At 40.5% G+C, this 23,446-nt stretch carries 25 protein-coding genes; 3 read left to right on the top strand and 22 right to left on the bottom strand.

Annotation, left to right across the window (positions count from 1 at the left end; all coding sequences use genetic code 11):
• Window positions 1-83 precede the first annotated feature (83 nt).
• The 14 genes from ccsB to QUF86_RS15470 form a co-directional block, all read right to left on the bottom strand.
• Entirely contained in the window at window positions 84-1,262 is a 1,179-nt protein-coding gene (gene ccsB, locus QUF86_RS15535; RefSeq protein ID WP_289315792.1) for a c-type cytochrome biogenesis protein CcsB, read from the bottom strand.
• Window positions 1,255-2,904: a cytochrome c biogenesis protein ResB gene (gene resB / locus QUF86_RS15530; RefSeq protein ID WP_289334806.1), complete on the bottom strand. Its 1,650-nt coding sequence runs from the start codon at window positions 2,902-2,904 to the stop codon at window positions 1,255-1,257. The genes ccsB and resB overlap by 8 nt, the downstream gene beginning before the upstream one ends.
• A gap of 18 nt (window positions 2,905-2,922) precedes the next feature.
• Window positions 2,923-3,453: a thiol-disulfide oxidoreductase ResA gene (resA, locus tag QUF86_RS15525; protein WP_289334805.1), complete on the bottom strand. Its 531-nt coding sequence runs from the start codon at window positions 3,451-3,453 to the stop codon at window positions 2,923-2,925.
• Window positions 3,454-3,657: 204 nt separating this feature from the next.
• Entirely contained in the window at window positions 3,658-4,398 is a 741-nt protein-coding gene (gene rluB, locus QUF86_RS15520) for a 23S rRNA pseudouridine(2605) synthase RluB (protein WP_289315789.1), read from the bottom strand.
• 312 nt (window positions 4,399-4,710) lie between these two features.
• Window positions 4,711-5,250 carry a spore maturation protein gene (locus tag QUF86_RS15515; RefSeq protein ID WP_289334804.1) on the bottom strand — a complete coding sequence of 180 codons (540 nt, stop codon included), beginning with the start codon at window positions 5,248-5,250 and terminating at the stop codon, window positions 4,711-4,713.
• Window position 5,251: 1 nt separating this feature from the next.
• Window positions 5,252-5,845: a nucleoside recognition domain-containing protein gene (locus QUF86_RS15510; RefSeq protein ID WP_289315787.1), complete on the bottom strand. Its 594-nt coding sequence runs from the start codon at window positions 5,843-5,845 to the stop codon at window positions 5,252-5,254.
• A complete protein-coding gene (locus QUF86_RS15505) occupies window positions 5,838-6,998 on the bottom strand; it encodes a D-alanyl-D-alanine carboxypeptidase family protein (RefSeq protein ID WP_289315786.1) in 1,161 nt (386 codons plus the stop codon). The genes QUF86_RS15510 and QUF86_RS15505 overlap by 8 nt, the downstream gene beginning before the upstream one ends.
• A 163-nt stretch (window positions 6,999-7,161) precedes the next feature.
• Window positions 7,162-8,808, bottom strand: coding sequence for an FAD-dependent oxidoreductase (locus tag QUF86_RS15500; RefSeq protein WP_289315785.1), 1,647 nt, complete (start codon window positions 8,806-8,808; stop codon window positions 7,162-7,164).
• Window positions 8,809-8,986: 178 nt separating this feature from the next.
• Window positions 8,987-9,550, bottom strand: coding sequence for an alkyl hydroperoxide reductase subunit C (ahpC, locus tag QUF86_RS15495; RefSeq protein ID WP_063233159.1), 564 nt, complete (start codon window positions 9,548-9,550; stop codon window positions 8,987-8,989).
• A 442-nt stretch (window positions 9,551-9,992) separates the two neighbouring features.
• Window positions 9,993-10,868: a superoxide dismutase gene (locus QUF86_RS15490; RefSeq protein WP_289334803.1), complete on the bottom strand. Its 876-nt coding sequence runs from the start codon at window positions 10,866-10,868 to the stop codon at window positions 9,993-9,995.
• Window positions 10,869-10,988: 120 nt separating this feature from the next.
• Window positions 10,989-11,477 (bottom strand): YpuI family protein, encoded by a 489-nt coding sequence (locus tag QUF86_RS15485; RefSeq protein ID WP_289315783.1) that lies wholly within the window; start codon window positions 11,475-11,477, stop codon window positions 10,989-10,991.
• A gap of 22 nt (window positions 11,478-11,499) precedes the next feature.
• Window positions 11,500-11,916: a hypothetical protein gene (locus QUF86_RS15480; RefSeq protein WP_289315782.1), complete on the bottom strand. Its 417-nt coding sequence runs from the start codon at window positions 11,914-11,916 to the stop codon at window positions 11,500-11,502.
• Window positions 11,917-11,971: 55 nt separating this feature from the next.
• A complete protein-coding gene (scpB, locus tag QUF86_RS15475) occupies window positions 11,972-12,553 on the bottom strand; it encodes an SMC-Scp complex subunit ScpB (RefSeq protein WP_289315781.1) in 582 nt (193 codons plus the stop codon).
• Window positions 12,540-13,307 (bottom strand): segregation/condensation protein A, encoded by a 768-nt coding sequence (locus tag QUF86_RS15470; RefSeq protein ID WP_289315780.1) that lies wholly within the window; start codon window positions 13,305-13,307, stop codon window positions 12,540-12,542. Before QUF86_RS15470 ends, scpB begins: the two co-directional genes overlap by 14 nt.
• A gap of 218 nt (window positions 13,308-13,525) precedes the next feature.
• Between QUF86_RS15470 and QUF86_RS15465 the strand changes: the two genes are divergently transcribed.
• The gene (locus tag QUF86_RS15465) at window positions 13,526-13,618 is read left to right on the top strand and encodes a YjcZ family sporulation protein (protein ID WP_081108854.1); all 93 of its coding nucleotides are present in this window, start codon (window positions 13,526-13,528) and stop codon (window positions 13,616-13,618) included.
• Window positions 13,619-13,782: 164 nt separating this feature from the next.
• Window positions 13,783-14,319 carry a DUF309 domain-containing protein gene (locus tag QUF86_RS15460; protein WP_289334801.1) on the top strand — a complete coding sequence of 179 codons (537 nt, stop codon included), beginning with the start codon at window positions 13,783-13,785 and terminating at the stop codon, window positions 14,317-14,319.
• A gap of 27 nt (window positions 14,320-14,346) precedes the next feature.
• Here the strand turns inward: QUF86_RS15460 and QUF86_RS15455 are convergent, their stop codons facing one another.
• Window positions 14,347-14,691: a GNAT family N-acetyltransferase gene (locus QUF86_RS15455; RefSeq protein ID WP_289315778.1), complete on the bottom strand. Its 345-nt coding sequence runs from the start codon at window positions 14,689-14,691 to the stop codon at window positions 14,347-14,349.
• A 590-nt stretch (window positions 14,692-15,281) separates the two neighbouring features.
• Here QUF86_RS15455 and QUF86_RS15450 point away from each other — a divergent pair.
• On the top strand, window positions 15,282-16,142 hold the full coding sequence (locus tag QUF86_RS15450) for a DUF1002 domain-containing protein (protein ID WP_370017074.1): 861 nt from the start codon (window positions 15,282-15,284) through the stop codon (window positions 16,140-16,142).
• 37 nt (window positions 16,143-16,179) lie between these two features.
• On the opposite strand, the gene lysA is transcribed toward QUF86_RS15450, so the two are convergent.
• From lysA to sigF, 7 genes are all read right to left on the bottom strand, one after another.
• Complete coding sequence (lysA, locus tag QUF86_RS15445) at window positions 16,180-17,508, bottom strand: diaminopimelate decarboxylase (RefSeq protein ID WP_289315776.1); 1,329 nt, start codon at window positions 17,506-17,508, stop codon at window positions 16,180-16,182.
• A 280-nt stretch (window positions 17,509-17,788) separates the two neighbouring features.
• Window positions 17,789-19,282 (bottom strand): spore germination protein, encoded by a 1,494-nt coding sequence (locus QUF86_RS15440; protein ID WP_483313920.1) that lies wholly within the window; start codon window positions 19,280-19,282, stop codon window positions 17,789-17,791.
• Window positions 19,260-19,841, bottom strand: a complete 582-nt coding sequence (gene spoVAEA, locus QUF86_RS15435; RefSeq protein ID WP_289315774.1) for a stage V sporulation protein SpoVABEA — start codon at window positions 19,839-19,841, stop codon at window positions 19,260-19,262. Before spoVAEA ends, QUF86_RS15440 begins: the two co-directional genes overlap by 23 nt.
• 43 nt (window positions 19,842-19,884) lie before the next feature.
• The gene (locus tag QUF86_RS15430) at window positions 19,885-20,307 is read right to left on the bottom strand and encodes a stage V sporulation protein AB (RefSeq protein ID WP_289318341.1); all 423 of its coding nucleotides are present in this window, start codon (window positions 20,305-20,307) and stop codon (window positions 19,885-19,887) included.
• Entirely contained in the window at window positions 20,297-20,920 is a 624-nt protein-coding gene (locus tag QUF86_RS15425; protein ID WP_353957662.1) for a stage V sporulation protein AA, read from the bottom strand. Before QUF86_RS15425 ends, QUF86_RS15430 begins: the two co-directional genes overlap by 11 nt.
• A 150-nt stretch (window positions 20,921-21,070) precedes the next feature.
• Complete coding sequence (locus QUF86_RS15420) at window positions 21,071-22,360, bottom strand: NCS2 family permease (protein ID WP_289318339.1); 1,290 nt, start codon at window positions 22,358-22,360, stop codon at window positions 21,071-21,073.
• Window positions 22,361-22,667: 307 nt separating this feature from the next.
• Entirely contained in the window at window positions 22,668-23,435 is a 768-nt protein-coding gene (gene sigF, locus QUF86_RS15415) for an RNA polymerase sporulation sigma factor SigF (RefSeq protein WP_289315773.1), read from the bottom strand.
• Between the last annotated feature and the right edge of the window lie 11 nt (window positions 23,436-23,446).

The raw sequence follows: 23,446 nt of genomic DNA, 5'->3' as shown, positions 1-23,446 counted from the left end.
GATCATTCTCTAGAAAAATCGATAAGCCAACCCTCGACGTTTCTATCAAAAGACCCCCTTCATCTAATTATTACAATACAGAATCAAGCATATGAATGCAAACCAGCAATAACAAGATTAACAAATATCAAGTTAAATATCATTATGGCAAAACCGATGACGGCAAGCCATGCTGATTTTTCCCCTTGCCACCCCTTTGACATGCGCAGATGTAAAAAGGCCGCATAAAACAACCAAGTAATCAGAGCCCAGACTTCTTTCGGATCCCAGCCCCAGAATCGTGTCCAGGCCACTTGAGCCCAGATCATTGCAAAAATGAGGGCACCGAGTGTAAAGATCGGAAAACCGATAAGGACTGAACGATAACTAATCTCGTCCAATAAATTCAAATTCACATTTTTAACGATCGGCTTAATCAATGCTGCCACTCTTTTACGGGCAATCAATCTTATTAGACCATACAGGACGAGTCCCATACCGATTGACCAAATGACTGTATTCAGTTTTTTGGCATTGATCAGGGCAGGCATGTTCACCAGTGGTTCAAACCGATCCGTCTCGGTTAGTTCCCCTTCATGGGGACCTACAAGTGCTGGAAGGTTAAATTCTTGCTTAGCTGGCACACCTTTTTTATCGACCCAATCAAAATTCGCCTTATAATCCATGGCGGCAAAAGTAGAAGTGATGATGACGAAACCGATGGTACTGACTAATGTGAACATGATGACTTCAAGCCAAAACGTTCTTTTGCTTGCTTGTGACTGATCGACGAATTTGATTAAATAAATGATGGCTGCAACGAAACTTATCGCAAGGATCGACTGTCCTGCCGCTGCGGTCGTTACATGAATATGAAGCCAATCGCTCTGCAAAGCAGGAATGAGCGGCGAAATTTCTGTAGGGAACATACTTGCATATGCAATTATCAATAACGCAATCGGTAAAGCGAATAACCCAAGTGCAGGTGTTTTATAAAGGAAATAAATTAGTATGAAAGCACCGACCAGCATCATTCCGAAAAAGGTCGTAAATTCGAACAGATTACTTACCGGGGCATGGCCAGCAGCAATCCATCTAGTGATGAAATACCCAATTTGCGCAGCGAAACCGAGAATGGTGATGAAAATGCCAAGTTTAGCCCATTTGTTTTGTTTCTTTTCCTCCGCTCCACGTTTATCCTTTATCGATCCCCCAAATAAAAAGGTAGCGATCAGATATGATAAGAAAGCTGCATATAAAAAGTTACTGCTTAATTCAGCCATTTAAAACTTCCCCCTTATTAGAAGATTTCTCCTCCTCAAGTTGATCCGTTGGTTCGCAAAGAGATGTTGATTCTATCGCTTGTCCTATATCTCTTTTAATGCCGTGCCAGTTTTTGTTTGTATGGCCGGCCATTAATATCTCATCATCTTTCCTCTTAATCCATATACGCCGGTGATTCCAATATGAGCCTTGGACAACACCTATCATGAAAATGATTCCACCAGAGAATAGGATCCAAAGCGTTAAATCCTTCCTAACGGTCAAAGCCGTGACATCTTGGGTTTCCACACCATTAAAGGCCATTTTATATGTATTTTCCCCTAAAGGCTCCACAGTCTCTTTAATCGCTACGAAACTGACTTCACCCTCTGGCTTATCCGGAGTATGCATTTTAAAGATAAATGCTGGATTATTCGGAATCTTCGATATCGTTCTAGGTTCACCTTTTTCATCGAACTCGAAATCAGGGAAGTAACTGATCAAATCAACAGAATAACCTTCATCCAACTCGTATTTCTTTTGAGGATTATTCAAATCAACCTTTAAGCTGCCATATTTCTCTTCGGTTTCTTTATTTATCAAATTAAAAGACATCGTACTGAGCTCATCCAGTTTATAGTCTACTTGGTAGAGGGCATAATGATCATGTTTCAGAGGTTCATTGACTTTGATTTTATAATCTTTAAGCTTATCAAGGTCCACTTTCTCCCCTGGTATGGTTTCTCCCTTGCGCTCATAGAGCGTTACATCGGATTGATAGGTTTTAGCTATCGTACCGGTTTTATCTATTGCAGCACTGTATTGTTCATCTTCTTCATTTTCTTTGTCATATACCTCTAAGGTAAATTCATTATTCTGGAGGTAGTATTCACCATTTGTACCCGGGATTTCTTTTCTTTCGCCTTCACGCAGCCAAAGTACTTTGTCAATATACATCCCAGGGACAGAACGCAATAATGCTCCAATTAAGAAAATGATAAGTCCAATATGATTTACATAAGGTCCCCAACGTGAAAAACGACCCTTTTCGGCAAGTATATGACCGTTTTCCTCTCGTATATGATAACGCTGCCTTTTTAGCCTATTCTTTACTTCTTCAAGGTTTATATCTTGATCTTCAAGCTTTGTCACTCCAAAAATCCTCTGACGTTTCATGAAACCTTCATGACGTGTGACCCCTTGTTTTTTTAACGATCGATATAAGGGAAAGAACCGATCGATACTGGCAATCAATAGTGATATGCCGAGCATGCCTATGATAATCAAATACCACCATGAACTGTACAAATTATGAAACCCGAGTTCATAATACACCTTTCCGAACCAGCCGTACTCCAGTTCATAATGCTCTGCAGGCGTCGCCGTTGAAGGGATATACATTTCCTGAGGTAAAATCGTCCCGATAGCTGAAGCGACCAAGGCAATGACAATGAGCGTCACCCCTACCTTTACGGAAGAAAAGAAGTTCCATATTTTATCGATGACTGTTTTTTTATATGTTTGTGAACGCCTTGCACTTCCTTCATATCGCATATCAATTAGCTTGTTTTCTTTTTCGTTACCAAGCACCATCCCGCATTTCCCACAAATCTTTGTGCCAAATGGATTTACATGACCACAATCGCATTTTACTTCTTTCATGTCAAAAACTCCCCAATATTATGGTTTAATTCTCTCCATATGCTTTTGGATGCTCTCTTCTGTCAAAGCTCCGGTGATGATATCTATCACTTTCCCCTCTTTATCAACCAAAAAGGTGACTGGCAAAATATCCACGCGATAGGCATTTTCCACTTCCCTACCTTTATCGATCATGACAGGAAAGGTAAGATCATGCTTTGTGATGAAATTATTGACAGCATAGTCAGATTCTCCGACATTAACCGCTAATATCTCAACGCCCTGGTCTTTAAATTCCTTATATTGATTTTCCATATAAGGCATTTCATATTCACACGGCTTACAATATGTACCCCAAAAGTTCAGGAAGACGCCTTTTCCCTTGTAATCGGAAAGATTATGTTCTTTGCCTTCCATATCAGTCAAAACGAAATTGGGTGCATCGGATCCTTTACTCAGACTTTCATTCTTATCTTTAGTGAAGTTCGTATAAAGGGCAAACACTAAAGCTGCACCTAAAAGCAGGAGAATGATGGTCCTGATAATTAAGCGTCGCTTCTTTTTATCCATAGAGATCCTCCTAAGGCCACACTAAATTTAACCATACCATTATACCATTTAACACCATGTCCATTTTATTTACATTTCTGAAGGTTTTGTGACATCTTTTCCCGATTGAAGGAAAGGTATTTACAGGTTGTTTTCCACCACCCAATCCTCCAGGGGAAAAATGGGGTAGTGGTTTCAACCTATTAATACAGGAAAAATTCTTTCTTACATTCTCCGCTGTTTTGGTTCGGTCGTTGCTAAAGTCCGCATTAATTTAACTTCATGTGGAGTCAGCTCACGGGAATCTCCTGCTGTTAAACCGTCCAATGTCAAGAAACCATATTGTTCCCTCTTCAATTTTATGACGGGATGGCCGATTGCTTCAAACATCCGGCGGACTTGCCTGTTCCGGCCTTCATGTATTGTGATTTCAACTATGGCCGTTTCCTTTTTTTTGTCGGTGGACAATACCCTAGTCTTGGCTGGGGCAGTCTTGCCATCCTCCAATTTGATACCTTTATCCAACTTTTTCAAGCTTTCACGCAAAGGCATCCCTTTCACTTTTGCCACATACACTTTATCCACTTCATGCTTAGGATGCATTAACGTGTTTGCAAATTCTCCGTCATTGGTTAAAATCAACAAACCCGAAGTATCGTAATCCAAGCGGCCAACTGGATAAATCCGTTCATTGATGTAAGGGAAATAGTCCGTTACGACTTTTCTATTCTTATCATCAGAAACTGCCGAAATGACACCGCGCGGTTTATAGAATAGGAAATAAACAGGAGCTTCTTTTTCAAGCGGGACTTCATTAACCTGAACCTTATCATTAGGACCCACCTTCACACCTAATTCCTTCACTACTTTGCCGTTCACTTTTACCTTACCTTCTAAAATCAACTCTTCTGCTTTACGGCGGGAAGCCAGTCCAGCATGTGCTATCACCTTTTGTAATCGTTCCATCTATCTTCACCCCATAATATAATCATTCGTTTGTTATTGTCGATACATACACAATCATACAATTATTACATATGGAGAGGCAAAAACAAAAGGTTTTTCGCGATTAAGAGCTTTTCTTTTATAATTTATCAATAATGTGGCGGTTAAATGGGTTGGTTTCCATAATGAGTGTAACATAGCTTATTTTTCCATACAAAAAAATGTTTCTTTAAGATGAATGTTCGAACCCTATAAAAATTGATAGCTATCCATAACCGATCGTTTAAGAAAAAAGGCAAAAAAAAAGAAATGGAATCGCCCATTTCCTTACTTTTAATTCATTCCGAATACTAATGTGACGACGATAACGGCGGCTATGATTCCAATCAAGTCTGCCAAAAGACCAACCTTAAGGGCATCACCCATTTTTTTGATTCCGACGGCTCCAAAATAAACCGTCAATACATAGAAGGTGGTGTCTGTACTTCCCTGAATAGTGGCAGCCAAGCGTCCGACAAAAGAATCCGGTCCATAAACCGATATCAGGTCGCTGGTCATTCCTAATGCGGCTGTTCCGGATATTGGCCGAATAATCGAAAGGGGTAAAACCTCAGACGGAAAATGAAGAAGGGAAAGCAATGGGTTTAGTGATTGTACAATGAAATCCAAGGCCCCTGATGCCCTAAATACTGAAATCGCCACAAGCATGCCTACCAGGAAAGGGATGAGGGAAAAGGACATGTTGATCCCTTCTTTCCCCCCCTCGACGAACATCTCATAGGTGGGGACTCTTTTCAATGTGCCGTACAGTAATATACTGAGGATCAAAATCGGTATCATCCAAATTGAAATGGTGGTCATCCAGTGCAACATCCTATTCCCTCCCGCTTCTCTTTCTCCTGTAATAAAAATATCGATCTATCGCGATTCCTCCAACGGCAGAAATGGCCGTAGCTATTATGGTTGGAAAAACGATGTCCGTAGGGGATTGGGCATCATAATTCATGCGAATCGCAATGACAGTCGTTGGAATCAACGTTACGCTTGAGGTATTGATCGCTAAAAAAGTGACCATCGAGCGGCTGACCGTTGCTTTTCCTCCATTCAGTTTCTTTAGCTGCTCCATCGCTTTAATGCCAAGAGGTGTAGCTGCATTCCCCAAACCGAATGTGTTTGCCATCATATTCGAAAGTATATACCCCATAGCCGGATGATTAGGCGGCACTTCAGGGAACAGCCATCTCATGAATGGCCTGAACAAGCTGGATAGTTTATCAAGCAGTCCCGATTCCTCCGCTATTTTCATCAAACCTAGCCAAAAAACAAGAATGCTCATCAGTCCCAGACAAAGGGTGACCGCTTCCTTTGCGCTGACAAAAAGAGCTTCATTGACCTGATCCATCGTCCCATTAATCATGCCGAATACAATACCGATCACAAACATCCCAACCCAAATGTAATTAACCATTTCGTTCGATTCCCAATACCGCTTCAAATACCTCGGCCCATGAAGATTGGAATGATTGTTGTTTGAAGCTTTCTTTCGATTCCCCATAAAAAATCGAACGCGTTCCTATTTTCTTTCCATCGAGATAGATGGATGCTCTGCCGACCACTTCCGGGATTTTCCTTTTATCTTTCCAAGCCTTCTGTGGCTTCAATAATTTCATTTTCACATTGACCAATTTTCTCTCTTCTTTTGTCAGTGGGTACGAGAAATCATTTTTAATGTAAACATGCCCTTTATACATTTTATTTTGCAAATTTTCTACCATGCCTTCGGGTAAAATTTCTGTAGGCTTATAATCCTTAAAAGCGGATTCGTACATTTGAATATGATCATTCCAATCATCGGGACCATTCAATGTCACAGCAATCAGGTCATGCTCCTTTTTTGTTGCCGTCGTCACCAAGGTACGTTTTGCTAGTTTGGTATACCCTGTTTTCCCGCCTGTGCAATACTCATATAATTGTGTAAGCAGGCGATTTTTGTTCTTCCATACATAATCCCATTGTTCTGTAGAATTAGGCGCCCTGTGCTCCTTAGTGCCGGCAATCTTTACATACGTTTCATTTTGCATGGCATAACGAGTAAGTATGGCCATATCATATGCAGTTGAATAATGGTTTTTCGTATTATCCAGACCATGTGGATTTGAAAAATGTGTATTTTTCATCCCGATTTCTTCTGCCTTTTGATTCATCATCCAGACGAATCCATCCAGGCTTCCACCAACCTTTTCACTGATTGCGACTGCTGCATCATTACCTGAGCGAAGCATCAAGCCATAAACCAAATCTTCGAGCTTAATCTTTTCTCCCACTTTTAAATAAAGGGAAGATCCCTCCGTCCCGAAGGCATTGCTGCTTACCTTAACTGTTTCATCCATTTGTCCCGATTCAATAGCTAAGATAGCCGTCATTATTTTCGTAATGCTTGCTATGCGATTCTTTTCATGAGCATTCACTTCATAAATGACCCTTCCGCTATCCTCATCCATTAAAATCGCGCTATGGGCACTTACAGCTACATTTGCATTGACGTTTTGTACAGGTGCCATAAAAGACAACAGGAGAATGACGATACACAAACTCGATAACCCTTTATATGGAAAACGCATGAGTGCCCCCTCGTCTCTTTACTTGTTTTTGTACAAGTTTATGCAAAAGGACAAGGGTTATGAATAAAAGAATGTAAACCGCCATGATATCTACCGATTTTCAAGGGTCATTTCCCATAAAAAAATCGATAGGAGGACATTCCCCTATCGATTTAGTGTTCTATCATACTAATAACGCTGCGATTTCATCAATTTTCTTAGCGCCGAATACCACTTCTTCATCATTGATGATCATGGCCGGCACGCTCATGACTTTATATTTCTTCTTAATTTCCTGGAAATTGCTTATATCGACCATTTCAGCTTCAACGTTAGGGTTTTCAATCGCAATGCGCTGTGCGCCAACTACAACGTCTGGACAGTAGTGACATGCCAATGAAACCATAACCTTAATGTTCGCTTTTTTACTGATTCCCTTAATTGAATTCAATACGACTGAATCCAATGCTTGACCAGGTCCAGCTAGGTTATAGATAGCCAAAATGAAGGAATTCAACTCATGGCCGCCAGGTACACCGTGGTATTTGACGCCACTGTATTCACCATTCGAATTTAAGAGGGAAACGACAGGGAACTTATCTGCATTGATTTTTTCTTCGATTTCCTTATTTTCCCCCTTGTTGTATAACTCAAGATGAAGCTTGTCCCCCAATTCAGCAACATCCAACAAGAAGTCTCGCAATTCGACTGATTTCGGCAAACTTTCATCGACGATGGACACCAATGTTACGTCACTCTCCATCTTGCCGAAGATGCCCTTTAATTGGCCACGTAACGCATCACTTAATAAAGCGCTCTTTCCTGCTGGGACAGCGGCCTGTTCTTTTTTGGCCGGTTTTTCAACTTCAGGTTCATCTTTAATGCCTAAGCGATCTTTTTCTTCTGCAATATATTTACCGGCATCCGTTGCTGCAATCGCACCGTCAGATACAGCTGTGATAATCTGGCGCAAGGATTTTGGCCTTAGGTCGCCTGCCGCATATACACCATTCACATTAGTCTTCATATCATCATCGGTGAGAATGTAACCCGCATGATCCATTTCGATATGGCCATTGAAAATCTCTGTTTTCGGCTCATAACCTATGAAAACGAATACTCCAAACGTACTGTCTTCTTCCTTCGCCTTATATTCAAATTCTTCTTTAGTCGCGTTATTGATGAATCGGGCACTTTGAATCATCCCATCTCCATATACCCCAAGGATCTCCGTATTGAATTTCACTTCAATCTTATCATTTGCCATTACCTTATCAACAATGGACGGGGCACACGAGAAGCTTGATTCACGGGCGATGATTGTAACTTTTGTAGCAAAGCGGGTCAGGAATATAGCTTCTTCAGCGGCTGCATATCCTGCCCCGATAACGAAAACTTCCAACCCTTCAAAGAATTCGCCATCACATGTTGAACAATAAGCTACACCGCGACCAGTAAATTCCTCTTCACCTGGAAATCCTAGTGTTCTTGGAGAAGCACCTGTTGCAATGATGACCGCGCGGGAATGGTAGTCCCCACCAAGGGTTTTAACCACTTTTACTTCACCGGAGAAATCCACGCCCGTTACATCAGCTTTGGCAAACTCAACCCCAAAATCTTCATTTTGCAGCTTCATTTCTTCAACTAACCTTGGGCCCGATATATGGCGGATACCAGGATAATTGGCTATTTCCGATGTAGTTGCAGCTTGTCCGCCGCCAGTTCCTTTTTCAAGAATAATTGTCTTTAATTTAGCTCTTCCTGCATAAACGCCTGCTGAGAGGCCTGCAGGACCACCGCCAATAATTAATAAATCATATATTTTTTTCATTTTTGTTCTCCTTGCTGAATGATAATGTCTGCTAAACTGATTATTTTGAAAAACAAAAGGCACTTATTTTAGGTAAGTGCCTTTTGTCATTAAATCTTGTCGGACGAATTGTCCCAGTAATCGTAATCAATTGCTGGATGTACCCTTTAACTGAAGAAAGGGATCATCCCATTAAAAATTAAAGTTTACCTACAAGGTCCAGGCTTGGTTCAAGAGTAGCTTCACCTGGAGTCCATTTTGCAGGGCAAACTTTATCTCCGTGTTCTGCTACGAATTGTGCAGCTTGAACTTTTCTTACTAGTTCTTCTGCATTACGGCCAATCCCTAAGTCATTAATTTCGTATGCTTTAATTTGTCCTTCTGGATTTACAATGAAAGTTCCACGTAGAGCCAATCCATCTTCTTCAATCAATACACCGAATTGACGGGATAAAACGTTTGCTGGGTCAGCTAACATTGGATATTGAATTTTACCGATTGTATCAGTAGCATCAGCCCATCCTTTGTGGCTGAAATGAGTATCTGTTGATACTGAGTAAACTTCACAACCAATTTCCTTGAATGTTTCGTAGTTATCTTGAAGATCAGCTAATTCAGTTGGACATACGAATGAGAAGTCAGCTGGATAGAAAAAGAATACTGCCCATTTTCCTTTAACATCTTCAAGTGTAACTTCTTTGAATTCTCCTGCATGGTAAGCTTGTACTTTAAAATCTTCTACTTGTTTATTGATCAATGACATAATAAATTCCTCCAATTAGCTATTTTTTTTATATGCTCCTGTTTATAATAATTATTAAATAGAAACTAGTCAATAAATATACCTTAATAATTTTTAAGTTCACAAATTAGTCACAGTTTTTATATTGATATAAATTAAATATTTTTAAAAACCCATAGTACTTCAAAATAGCATATTTAACACATTTCCGATGTTATTTCAAGGTTTAAAATAAGACGCATGCTCATTATTTCGAAAGATGATACCATCCCCTTTTCAATCAAATAAGAATATCCAAATGAGAATCAATAGTCGTTTGCAAATAAATGGGTAGGTGATTCTTTTATATCATTTACATATTTTCCCTAAAAAATTCTTAATACAGGATTTCAGCAAAAAAATACGAACCGTCACGGCTCGTATCTTCAAATTGGTTATCCTAAATATTCCCAGATTTTATCAGTTATTGTTTTTTCCAAATCAGCTTCTTCGCTTCCGTGAACCTTACGGCCGTTTGCGGCCAGTTTACAACGTCCCACCATTTGTCCACATAGGCTGCCCGATTATTTTTATATTGTAGGTAATAAGCATGTTCCCATACATCAAGAACAAGGATTGGAATCGTATCCCACTGGGTCAAAACCATATGCAATTCCGATTGAAGTATTTCTAGCCGCCACGCACGTGGAGCCCAGACTAATATCGCCCAGCCAACACCTTCTACCTGTTTGGCCGCTTCACTAAAATGACTTTTAAAAGCTGCAAAGCTTCCAAAATCCTTTTCAATCTGTTTAAGTAAATCTCCCTTTGGCTGTCCGCCTCCTCCTGGAATCATCACTTCCCAAAAAAGCGTATGGAGATAATGGCCTGACCCATGAAAGGCTGCTTCCTTTTCCCAATGTTTCAACAAGGAGAAATCTTTCGTTTCCCTCGCTTTTTTCATCATCAATTCCGCTTTATTCAGCCCATCGACATATGCTTGATGATGCTTATCATGGTGCAGATACATGATTTCCCTTGAAATCGTCGGTTCCAACGCATCATAGGCATAAGGTAACGGCGGAAGTGTATGATTCCCAATTGGGACTGATTGCCTATCCTGTATATTGAATTCTCTAGCGAGTTCTTCAATTTCTTCATAGACCTGAGCCATCTCTTCTTCAATCAGGACCATATCCTCATAATCCATTTCTTCCTCATCCATATCTTTTGTCAATTGGGAAAGCCGTTCAATATTTGATAACACTGACGAATCGGTGATATCGATCTTCTCAAGATATTCCATGACTCCATCAACCCAATCACTTACCTCTTTAGCATAATCTCTAACATCAGACATCTTTCAACCTCCTCTTAACCTTCATGCACATAATCATCAAAGTATTCTATGTTTCGATTAAGCGGAGATTCCATTTATAAATAAAAAAACAGCTAGGCCTATTAAGCCTGGCTGTTTCCTTTATCTTGACTGTAACATTTTCGTCCGGTAATCCGTTTCATAAAACTCCAATTCTTCACGCATGGTCTGGAATCCACTTTCCACGGCCTTCAGAATGGTTATTATGCTGTCTGGCACACTTTGGTGAAATTTAATCGAGTTTTTTCCTGTATAGGCAGATCTGCTGTCCTCAAACCACCGATCCGATTTTGGGGAAAAGTATTCTTCGATACATTGATGATAAACCCTATAAAGCGTCTTTTCAGCTGCAGCTTTATTGAAAACATCATTTTTCAGAACGATTTGGCAAGCCTCCAAGCCCTCTTCACAACTTACAAGCATTCTTCTTAAACTAGAAAGGATCCCTTTATAATAAGTTTCATCCCCGCTTTTTTCCTCTTGCAGCTTAGTATAGGTCGTCTCATTTATAAATTCCTCTAGCTGAGCCACTGTCGTTTCCAAAAAGCCTTTTACATCCTCAAGCTGAGATTTAACCAATGTATTCCCCAACCGTGAACCCTCCTCAAAATGATTAAGATTGAATATAATAGTCAACATGTGACTCTATATCATATGGTTTAGCTTGGTCAATAGATATAAACACTTTCTCCAATTTTTCAAAATCTATATTTTCAAAATAACCAGCTAGCTCTTTTTCTGCATTTATATATACACGTTTTCGGTTAACCAGGCTCGGGTCTTTGAGCAGACAGACCATTGCAATGATATCAGCCATATAAATATCTCTCTTAGAACTTTTGAATAGCGGATTGGCGGGATAAGGAGTCCAACGAGTGACCATCTCATCAAAATAACGAAGATACAGTACATTCAGCGTCTTTTCTTCTCCATCCTTTATGTATTCAATAACGGATCGGTTAAAAAATTCCTCCGGCGAATTTGGCTTTTCTTTTTCAAGCCCAAATCCATTGCATGCTACAATTCGCACCCGCAATCCCCCCGCATTCATTTTTTTCTATATTATCACAATTTAAAGAAAAATGTTATTCGATTGTTTGCTGAAATTTTTCAAAAAACAGATCGGCTTCACCATTTTCAAAGCTATCATCCGAATTATCGGCGAGCGGCGGTAATTCATCAATGGAATTCAGGCCGAAGTAATCCAAAAACTCTTTTGTTGTCCCATATAAATAAGCCCGGCCGGAACCTTCAGCACGTCCGACCTCTTTTATTAAGACTTTAGTGACAAGTGTATGGATGGGGCGGTCCGTTTTGACACCGCGAATTTCATCAATTTCAGCTCTGGTAATCGGCTGCTTATAGGCAATGATTGCGAGTGTTTCCAAAGCGGCCTGGGACAAACCTTGAGTGTTTGATGTTTCCACCAGTCTTTTCAAGTAATCCGAGTGTTCTTTCTTTGTCGTCATTTGATAAACACCCGCTATTTCGATCACCTGAATCCCGCGTACATCCGATAAATATTCTTCCTTTAAACTTTCAACGATGTCCGTTGCTTGATATTCCGTAATTTCAAGGACAGAGGCAATTTGTTTGACTGAGAGTCCTTCATCTCCAGCAGCAAACAATAATGCCTCAAGAATCCCTTTCCAATTAATAACTTCCAACTGGCTCTACACCTTCCTTAGCAGCAATCATGATTTCCGAAAAATTATCTTCCTGTTCAACAATGATTTCATTTAGTTTCATAAGTTCCAGCACCGCCATAAAAGTGACGACGATATGCTCTTTAACCGGAAGCGAAAATAGTTCAAAGAAACTTTTCTTCCCTTTAATTGATTGTAACTCAATCATGATTTCATCCATTCGTTTTTCTATCGAGATCTCTTGTTTCGTTACTTTCGTATAAAGCGGCTTTTGTATTTTTTGCCTTCGCAGCAGTTTTTGCAGAGCTCCCAACATATCGTATAGACTTATGTTCAACTCTTGTTTATCACTTTCCGCTTCTTTAACATATACAGATAAATCACTTGGGGGTTTAGTGAACATCAAGCTGCGTTCTTCTTCCATCCCTTTAAATTCTTCAGCTGCATACTTATACTTTTTATATTCTAATAGTTTCTCCACAAGCTCATCCCGTGGATCTTCTTCAAATATTTCCCCATCTTCATCAACCAATTGTTCATCTTCATGTTTTGGCAGCAACATTTTACTCTTGATGGCAAGCAGTGTTGCAGCCATCACCAGATATTCGCTGGCCACATCCAATTCCAGGTGCTGCATCGTATGGATGTACCCAAGGTATTGATCTGTAATATCAGCCATCGGAATATCGTAGATGTCTATTTCCAGGCGATTAATCAAATGCAGGAGTAAATCCATCGGACCTTCGAAAGCGTCAATTTTTATATTATAACCCATTAAATTACCCCATTTAAATCTAATTGGCCGATAATAGGCCTATTTCTTTCACTAATCAAGTATAGTGGATTGCCGCCCTTTATCCAATAATAATAATTTCCGGACCTTAGAAAAGTTCTTAAAAGGGATTTGCGACAAATGGGTCGGTGCCCAATCACATTCTAAAATCCAACATAACCTAGAAATGTAAGAATAGCAGAACAAAGGAGGTACTCATTATGGGTGCAGGTGGTTTTGGACACGGCGGCGGATTCGCGTTTATCGTAGTATTGTTCATTTTATTAGTTATTGTCGGTGCTTCTTGGTGTTAATGGAAGACTGATGAATCAAGCTGATTGCCTTGCAATCGGCTTTCTTTATTTTCCAAGAAAAAATTCTATGCTAAACTTAGAGAGTATATATGGTGGGTGTTAAGCTATGGAAATGGCTTTTTTCCTTACATTAGAGATTCCATCAAACAAAAGGGGTGCTCCTATTGAATTACGCGGAAGACTACCTTTCTTTCCTTGTCCATTTCCATGGGACAAGGGATTACTTCGAATGTCATGAAATTCTTGAAGAATATTGGAAGGAAACCGCTCCAAAAGAGCGTGACTCGCATTGGGTCGGGCTCATACAAATTGCGGTTGCCCTGTACCATGATCGCAGGGGAAACAAAAAAGGGGCTGCAAGGACCCTGGCTAAAGCCCTGGCAAATCTCCACACTAAAAAGGCCGAGCTCCTGAAGTTGGGGCTCGATCCAGAAGAACTGTTCAAAATGCTCGAGGACACACATGAACGAATGTTATCCCAAAAGCCATATGAAAGCATTAATCTTCCGATAGCGGATCAAGGGTTGATCGAGCAATGCCAATCCATGTGTTTGCACGAAGGGTACATATGGGGCGCAGGTAGCAACATGGCTAATTCATCAATAGTTGATAAGCATCTAATGCGCGACCGTTCAGATGTCATTTCTGAAAGGAATCGTCAGTTATCCCTTCGAAAAACAAGAATGGAGGACCGCCCTTAAAGGTGGTCCTCCATTCAACTTTCATATTCAGACTTCTTCACACCTGTCAAGAAAGCTTTCCGTAAACTCATTTGCTTTTAATTCTTTGTCAGGATATTGCTCCTTGATGGCCCTGACCATCGTTTTACCGATACCTTGTTTCCGAAAGGATGGATTTACAGATATATGTTGTATCTCAATGTGGTTTGGAGAGACTTCTATTCCGATCAAGCCCGTAATCTCTTCATCTTTCCATAAGAACAGCTGTAGATTTTCATCCGTTTCATAATTCTTCATCGTATTCCGAAGCGTTTTTATCTCTTTTTCATTTGGCATGAAAGATAATAATCCCATGGCAAACTTCTCATAACTTTTCTTATACTTAATCAACATAATATCCCTCGTTACTAAATAACGTTTTTATTATCTACCTGTTTCAAATAATTCGCTTTGAATAATAAACCTCACATATAACATTTCCATCATACATAAAAACTTCGTTCGTTTCAACATCACTTTCAGCACTTGATTTATCGATGTGCTATGTGCTAAGCGATAAACAGCCAATATACGATTCCCCACATCAAAGCGATAATAAGCATCATAAGTAAAAGAGTTTTATTACTTTTCCTCATCCCATACTCCCTTTATGAATGGTCCAAATATTTAAATAACGAATTCATTTTACTATAACTTAACACAATCTGACAAATATCCTTGCAATCTTGCTTCGATTTTACTACATTGGTAAAGTAATCTTAGGTTCATAGAGTGGTCTTAGGTATAAAATACAAGGAAGCAATCACTTTTTCTCCGTTGAAAGAACCTTGGCTATCTTTGGCTATACAAATATTTTTCGGAATATATGTATCTTTTTTATCCTTTGTTTCGTCAAATACTATGAATCTTTTTTTAAAGCGCTGCCCTTTTATTGAAAGATTCCAATTCAGCAGGAAAAGTTAAGGAGGATTATCATGAAAAAAATGAATAAATGGGTCATTGTAACCATTTTATTATGTCTATTATTGCCATATAAAGCTTTTGCAGATGCAGCTGTTGGTGAAATGATCGTCACACTTGGTGAAAATTTGACAAATGAACAAAAAAATATGATTTTGTCAGAAATGAAAGCCCCTAATGATGTTGAGGTACTGACGGTTACAAATGCGGAGGAACATGAATACTTAGGAGACTATATCGCTAGCCGGCTGATCGGTACAAAAGCGATTTCATCCTCTGCGATTACTTTGGAGGAAAAAGGTACTGGCCTTAAATTGGAATCGAAAAACATTAACTGGGTCTCAGATGAAATGTATATCAATGCACTGGCAACTGCTGGAGTAAAAGATGCTACCGTTTATGTCACTGCACCTATACCCGTTTCCGGTACAGCAGCTTTGACAGGGGTCATTAAAGCCTATGAGATTTCTTCCGACAAGAAGATTCCGGAAGATGTGAAACAGGCAGCGAATGAAGAAATGGTGAAAACAGCTAAATTGGGTGACGAAATCGGTACAGAGGAAGCCTCTGCACTAGTAACGAAAATAAAAGAAGAAATGGCTGAAAATCCACCAGCCAATACTGAAGAGGTCCGCGAGGTTGTCGAGTCTTCAGCAAAAGAACTTGGAATCGCCTTAAATGATGATCAAGTTCAAAGTCTAATTGATTTATTCAATAAGTTAAAAGAATTGAATATCGATTGGAACGCTGTCGGGGATCAGCTTACTGCAGCTAAAGATAAGCTATCCAATTTTCTTGAGTCCGAAGAGGGTCAATCATTCTTGGATAAATTGAAAGAAGTATTCAGTAGTTTAATAGACGCAATCAAATCATTTTTCAGCTGATTCAAATGAAAAAAGGATGGCCAATGCCATCCTTTTTTCATTTTTTATTGACGACCGCTGCTTCATGTAGGGCCAAATCCAAATGGATAAGATCTTCATACGTTTCGCGTTTGATGACCAATCGGGCTTCTCCATTTTCGGCAAAGACGACAGCCGGTCTCGGAATCCGATTGTAATTATTCGACATGGAATATCCATATGCCCCTGTACAAAAGACTGCCAAGACATCACCTCGTCCGGCTTTTGGCAATGGTAAGTCCCAAATTAACATATCACCGCTTTCGCAGCATTTCCCAGCAATGGACACCGTCTCTTCTACAGGATCAAGTGGCCGGTTTGCAAGAATGGCATCATATTTCGCTTCATAAAGAGCAGGACGTATATTATCACTCATGCCCCCATCAACGGCAATATATTTACGGACATTAGGCACTTCCTTTTCAGATCCGACCTTGTACAAGGTCACACCAGCGTCTCCGACTAATGAACGGCCAGGTTCGATCCAGATTTCAGGCATCATTAAATCAGAATCGGCAATCAGGTTCTGCACTTCCGTAACGATTTCTTCTACATATTGAGATGCCGGTAGCGGGTCGTCCTCTTGTGTATACCGAATTCCGAATCCCCCTCCGAGATTCAATACCTTTGGTTGAAACCCTATCGAGCCATGCCAGTCATTCAGCTTGCCGATAATTTTTTGGGCTGCAAGAAGGAAACCGGTCGTTTGAAAAATCTGGGAACCGATATGACAGTGTAGTCCCAAAACTTCCAGAAATTCACTTCGCAGCGCTTGTCGAAGGGCGCCTTCCGCCTGCCCGTTAATAAGATCAAAACCAAACTTCGAATCTTCTTGCCCTGTCAAGATGTAATCATGCGTATGGGCTTCGATACCTGGTGTTACACGAAGAAGGATTTTCATTTTTTGTTCACGGTTTGTACAAATTTCTTCCAACAGTGTCAACTCTGAAAAATTATCGACTACTATACAGCCAATGTCATAATCCAAAGCCATATGTAGCTCTTCTTCACTTTTGTTGTTTCCATGGAAGTGAATCCGTTCAGTTGGGAAATTTGCCTTAATTGCCGTATACAATTCCCCCGCTGAGACAACATCGAGAGAAAGTCCTTCTTGATCGGCCAACTGGATCATGGCAATCGAAGAAAAGGCCTTACTTGCGTAAGCAACTTGAGCAGAAATCCCCAATTCCTCAAAAGTTTTCTTGAACCCTCTTGCCCGTTCACGAATTAGCTTTACATCATAAACATATAATGGTGTACCAAATTGTTCGATCAGTTCGATCGTGTCCACTCCTCCGATCTCCAGATGTCCACGTTCATTGACACCACCGGTTCCGTACAAATGCATGATAGCCTCACCTTCCTTACTTAGATCTAAAGATTAATAAGAAATGAGGCAGCCTCAAATAAAGAAACCCTGCTGTAAGTGAGTAGGGTCCTCTATATGAACAAGCCTCATCCGTATCGATTATCCCATTTAATATTGTTCTCTATGACTGCTTAATAGTTCGAAGGGAAAGACAGATTGGTTTAACTTCAAAGAGGCATAAACGCTCTATCTCTTTGTGAAGCCTTAACTTTACCGCTTTATCCGAATAAAATTAAATTACCATAACTTTTCGACAACATCAACCTTTAGATTTTCTCGGCTGCCTATATTTATCCTGGGGATGCACAATACTCGGACGCTCAGCAGTTCCTGGATAAGGTCTTCTTAATAGTATATGTGACAAACCCTTCGGCTGAAATGGGATAAGCGGCCATAAATAAGGTGTATTTAACGTTTTTATACTAGTAAGCATAATAATGTAGAGTGTGATGCCTATGATCAAGCCAGGCACTTTAAAGAAAGCGACCAACACTATCAGTATTAAACGGGAAATTTTATTCGCAACCCCTAATTCTAAACTTGGAGTGACAAAAGTACCGATTGTCGCTACGGAAGCGTAGAGAACCACTTCAGGAACAAATAGTCCGACATCTATCGCTATCTGTCCAATCAAAACGGCCGCAACCAAGCCCATTGCCGTAGAAAGCGGGGATGGGGTATGTACGGCTGCCATCCTTAAAAATTCTATTCCTATATCGGAAATGAAGATTTGGATCACAATTGGTATATGCGTTTTTTCATTCGGCCCGATAAATTCCAACTTATCCGGTAAAAGAGAAGGCTCTAAACTAAACAATAACCAAATAGGCAGCAAGTATAACGAAACGAAAATCCCGAAAAAACGTACCCAGCGCACCAAGGTTCCAACTGCTGGCGCCTGCCGATACTCTTCAGCGTGTTGCATGTGATGGAAAAGAGTGGACGGGGTAATGATGACGCTCGGTGAAGTATCCACATAAATAAGGACATGCCCCTCAAGTAGATGTGTTGCCGCTACATCAGCCCGTTCCGTGTACCTGACAAGCGGATATGGGTTATATCTTTGCTTGACGATGAACTCTTCGATCGTCTTATCAGCCATCGTTATGCCATCAACCTCAATGTTATTCAATTCCTTACGAATGATTTCTATTAAATCAGGATCGGCAATATCTTTAATGTAGCCGATGGAAATATCCGTTTTCGATCGTTCCCCTACATGCAACATTTCGAAACGTAATCTTTCATCCCGTATTCTCCGTCTGGTTATCGCAGTGTTAACGATGATATTCTCGACAAAACCATCCCTTGATCCACGGACGACTTTTTCCGTATCGGGTTCTACTGGCTGTCTCCCGGGATAACTCCTGACATCCACAACCAATCCTATTGGTTTACCATCAACAACAATGACTATTAAACCGGATAATACCTGATCAACAAGTTCATCCATCGTCTTTATTTCCTCAACGGATTGGTGTACGAGCAAACCTTTGACTGCATCAAAAACTTTAGTAGTCAAGATTTCAGCATTTTTGTTATGAATAAGAGATTCGAGGATTTCCATGATGAACTCTGTATCCGTCAGCCCGTTTATATAGTAAAGATGCACATCTTTTCTAAGGACCTTTATCCTTCTTACCCCTAAGTCGAAGCTGACACCCAGACCTACTTTCTCTTTCATGTACGCGTCAACTTCCGCTACCCTATCCGGAATCGGTTTCATGTTTTCAGGTTTTTCTGAAGTCATCATGACCACTCCTTTCCAATATGATTTCCACCGCTAGCTTCGTTATCGGTGCTCCTCTTTTAAAATCGTCCTGATGGGACATTTTTCCGATATCCCCTATCCCCACTACTATGGGAACATGCAATTGATCGATGCAATACACCGTATCTCCTGTAATCTTGCCCAGTTCAAATTCCTCGGCGCCGTATTTATCAACCCCGTTCGGTGTCAAATTACCATCCCGGTCAATACAGATATCCACCTTGGTCCATTCTTCCCTTCTAGTCTTTGAAGCGACCGCTATCACTCCAAGGACATTAATATCAGGGTGACCGGCAACTACCTTCATTGCCTGTTCGCCGGATCCTTCACCGATAAAACCGCTATCATCAAACATGACCAATACAGGATCATACTTCGCCTTTTTTATTAATTCAACTAGCTCCAAGCCCGTATATCGTGATGGATTACCCTGGGACATGGAGATACATCTTCCCCCAATTTCCTTGGCTACAAGCTCAACAGCCCGTTTTGCATACTCATCTCCATCCGTAATCAATATCACTTTTCGTTTGGTCACCATCTTGGGCCTACCTTTCATCATCAGGAATAGTTACCTCATAAACTTATAAATCGACAAAATAAATCCATTGGAATAATGATCCGGCTATTTTCCCCAATACGAGTGCCATTAACAGATAAATGATTTTCTCTTGAATGCCGATTCGCTTGGACAGAACCGGAAATACATTCAGGACTTCAGTTAAGGCAGCCGCAAGCATCCCATTAAAGATCCCGTCAGCCAGGCCGATCGGAATCAATAAAAATTGTGGGAGGGAAAATTCCGTACCCTGTAACCCTAGCCAAGTTCCTGCGACAACCCCGGCAATGATAGCTCCTTCGTAGTAATGTATCATTTTCATTGTTTTTGTCAGCTGAGTCAGCCTCGGTATCACCCCAAGTACAGTTAAAAACGCTACAAAACCGGCACCTGTCGCAAAACCTCCGGCTAAACCAACAAAGATTCCGAAGATAACTTTACCTGTCATCAAGATGGCGCACGTTCTCCTTATTTTCATTCATGATTACATAACGGTCCAAATCCTGCTGATAGTTGAACATTTCAACCTCGAGCGGACTAGGTTCCTCATTGAAGCGTTTTTTAAAAAAGTGATTAAAAAATAAAATCATGCCCATGCCAAGTCCGAAGCTATATGGGATTTGGATCAATAACGGCTTTTCTTCCACTTTTCCCGTTATTAAAGTAAAGATCTTTTGATGCACTTCCCCCATGCTGACATCCACATGGAAGTTCATGATGGTCATCCCGCCGCCGACAAACAACAAGAACCAGACTAAGGCGAAAGTCAAAACCGACATTTTCTTTTTCGAGAGGATGATTTCGATGATCGTTTGGGAGGGTCCGAACGTCTCCACCTCAATGGTCGTATCCACCTTACGAATGGCCATGATAACTTGAGCCAAATCAATGACAATAATATTCCTATCTTCCTTCTTGACCGTTAATAATATGATTTCTTCAATTTTTCGAATCACTTCTTCAGGTCCGATTATCCTTGCAATATCTTTTATCCTCACCGTTTGATTTCCCTTTACTTGTACACGGTTTCTCATCCTGATATATACAACTGCCACTATCATCACATCCCGACCTTTTATTTCCTTATGCTAGTAGTATGGATTGGAAACAGTTTGAAAATGCAGGAAGTGAACCATGTCCAAATATTACTAATTGAAAACAAAAAAGACACGCTGTAATGACAGCATGTCTTTTTGATTTACATTCATAGATTAATGAGTGGGGAAGAAAATCAGCTGAACCAAAAATATCAATCCAAAAATATAAATGAGCGGATGTACCGATTTTCCTTTTCCACTGAATACCTTCATTAGGGGATAAGTAATGAACCCGATTGCAATCCCTGTAGATATGCTTGAAGTAAGCGGCATCGTTAAAATGATCGCAAATGCAGGAAATGCTTCATCGAAAATTTTCCAATTGACTTTAGCCAAGCCTTCCATCATGAAACATCCTACGATGATCAAAACGGGGGCTGTAATGGCTTGAACTGAAGAAATGGCCGATATTAATGGAGAAAAGAAAATCGATACAGCGAACAGGATCGCCACAACAGTAGCAGTTAACCCGGTACGTCCGCCTGCGGCGACTCCAGTACTCGATTCAACGTAAGCCGTTGAGGGACTTGTTCCAAACATCGAGCCGACTATCGTCGCAATCGCATCACCTAAAAATGCTTTCTTGGCACGTGGGATTTTCCCATCCTTCGTTAGTCCTGCCTGTTCCGTGACACCAATCAAGGTACCTGTCGTATCAAAGATCGTCACAAGTAAAAAGGCGAAAACGATTGAATATAAAGAATGCGTGAAGACCCCGGCAATATCGATATCGAAAAATACCGGTGTTGGAGGTACAGATACGACTCCATCAAAGTTGAGCAAACCGATAAAGTAGCCAATGACTGCCGTGATGATCATACCAATAAAAATTGCCCCTTTTATATTACGGGCCATAAAAATCAAGGTAATGAATAAGCCCGCTAACGCTAAAACGGTTCCTGGCTGATGCAAATCGCCTAGCGTCACCATCGTTGATTCATTAGACACCACGATTCCAGCGTTTTTCAATCCGATAAATGCAATGAATAAACCGATTCCGGATGTTATGCCATATTTTAATGAGTTAGGGATCGCATCAATTATCATTTTACGCAAGCTCGTCACGCTAATTAATAGAAATAGCAAACCAGCAATGAAAACCGTACCGAATACAGTCTGATATGAGAGGCCCTGTGCCCCCACAACGCTGGCAAAATAAGCATTCAAACCCATCCCTGGTGCTATCGCAATCGGGTATTTTGCTACCAGCCCCATGATAAGGGTCCCAATTACCGCTGATATAACCGTTGCCATGAAAACTTGTTCAAATGGAATTCCGATAGAAGACAATAAAGCCGGATTCACAATAAGGATATAAACCATTGTTAAAAATGTCGTAATACCCGCCATGACTTCTGTACGGACATCCGTCCCATTTTCTTTCAGGGAAAAAAACTTTTCCATAAACATATTTTAGACCTCCAGATCTAAAGGAAACACCGACAACCGTTTGCACGCAAAGACAAGGTGTCCTAAAATTGTACTGCATCGACGCTTTTCCTGATTAATTTTTCGTTTAAAACAATTGAAAAACGAATGAAAAACGCGACCTTTACTATATTATTCGTTTTTAATTTTAAATTCAACTAAAAAATTTGACCCCCACTCATATTTTCAAAAATTTTCATCCCACCAAGATATCCTGAGGGAATTACCTTTACTTTTTCCTTAAATAAAGATTTATCTCCAGCCAAATGAAAAACCACATGAATCACTGATTCATGTGGTTTTTCATTTGCTGAAGAATTTTCTTTTCCAGCCTTGACACCTGAACTTGGGAAATACCAAGCCTTGCCGCTACTTCCGATTGCGTCTGATCCTTATAATACCTCAGGAAAACAATCAGCCTTTCACGTTCATTCAATTCATGTATGGCTTCTTTCAAAGCGATTTGATCAAACCAAGATGTTTCGTTATGGTCGGCAATCTGGTCAAGAAGGGTAATCGGATCTCCATCATTTTCGTAAACCGTTTCATGGATGGATGAAGGGCTCCTGCTGGCTTCTTGGGCCATGATAATTTCTTCTGGCGATAGCTCAAGGTGTTCCGCCAATTCGTTGACAGTCGGGACACGGCCATACGTCTTTGAAAGTTCCTCTTTGGCCCTGCGAATTTTATTCGCCATTTCCTTTAAAGACCGGCTTACTTTAACCGTTCCATCATCACGGATAAAACGTTGGATTTCACCAATGATCATTGGCACAGCATACGTTGAGAATTTCACTTCAAACGATAAGTCAAATTTATCCACGGACTTCAACAGACCAATACAGCCAATTTGATAAAGGTCGTCCGGTTCGTAACCTCGATTGAGGAATCTTTGCACGACTGACCATACAAGCCTAAGATTGCTATTGACAATCAGGTTCCTTGCATCCTGGTCACCGCTCTGGCTGCGTTGGATTAAACTCCGCAATTCCTCATCTTTTAAATGGGGCTGGCCTTTCTTGCTCTTCTGGTTTTTAACCTCCACATCCATATGCAAGTCTC

Origin of the sequence: Peribacillus sp. NJ11, from assembly GCF_030348405.1 — a bacterium.
In the GTDB taxonomy this organism is placed as follows: Bacteria; Bacillota; Bacilli; order Bacillales; family DSM-1321; genus Peribacillus.
Note: the sequence above shows the minus strand (reverse complement) of the source record. Positions and strands in the feature narration are given on the sequence as shown.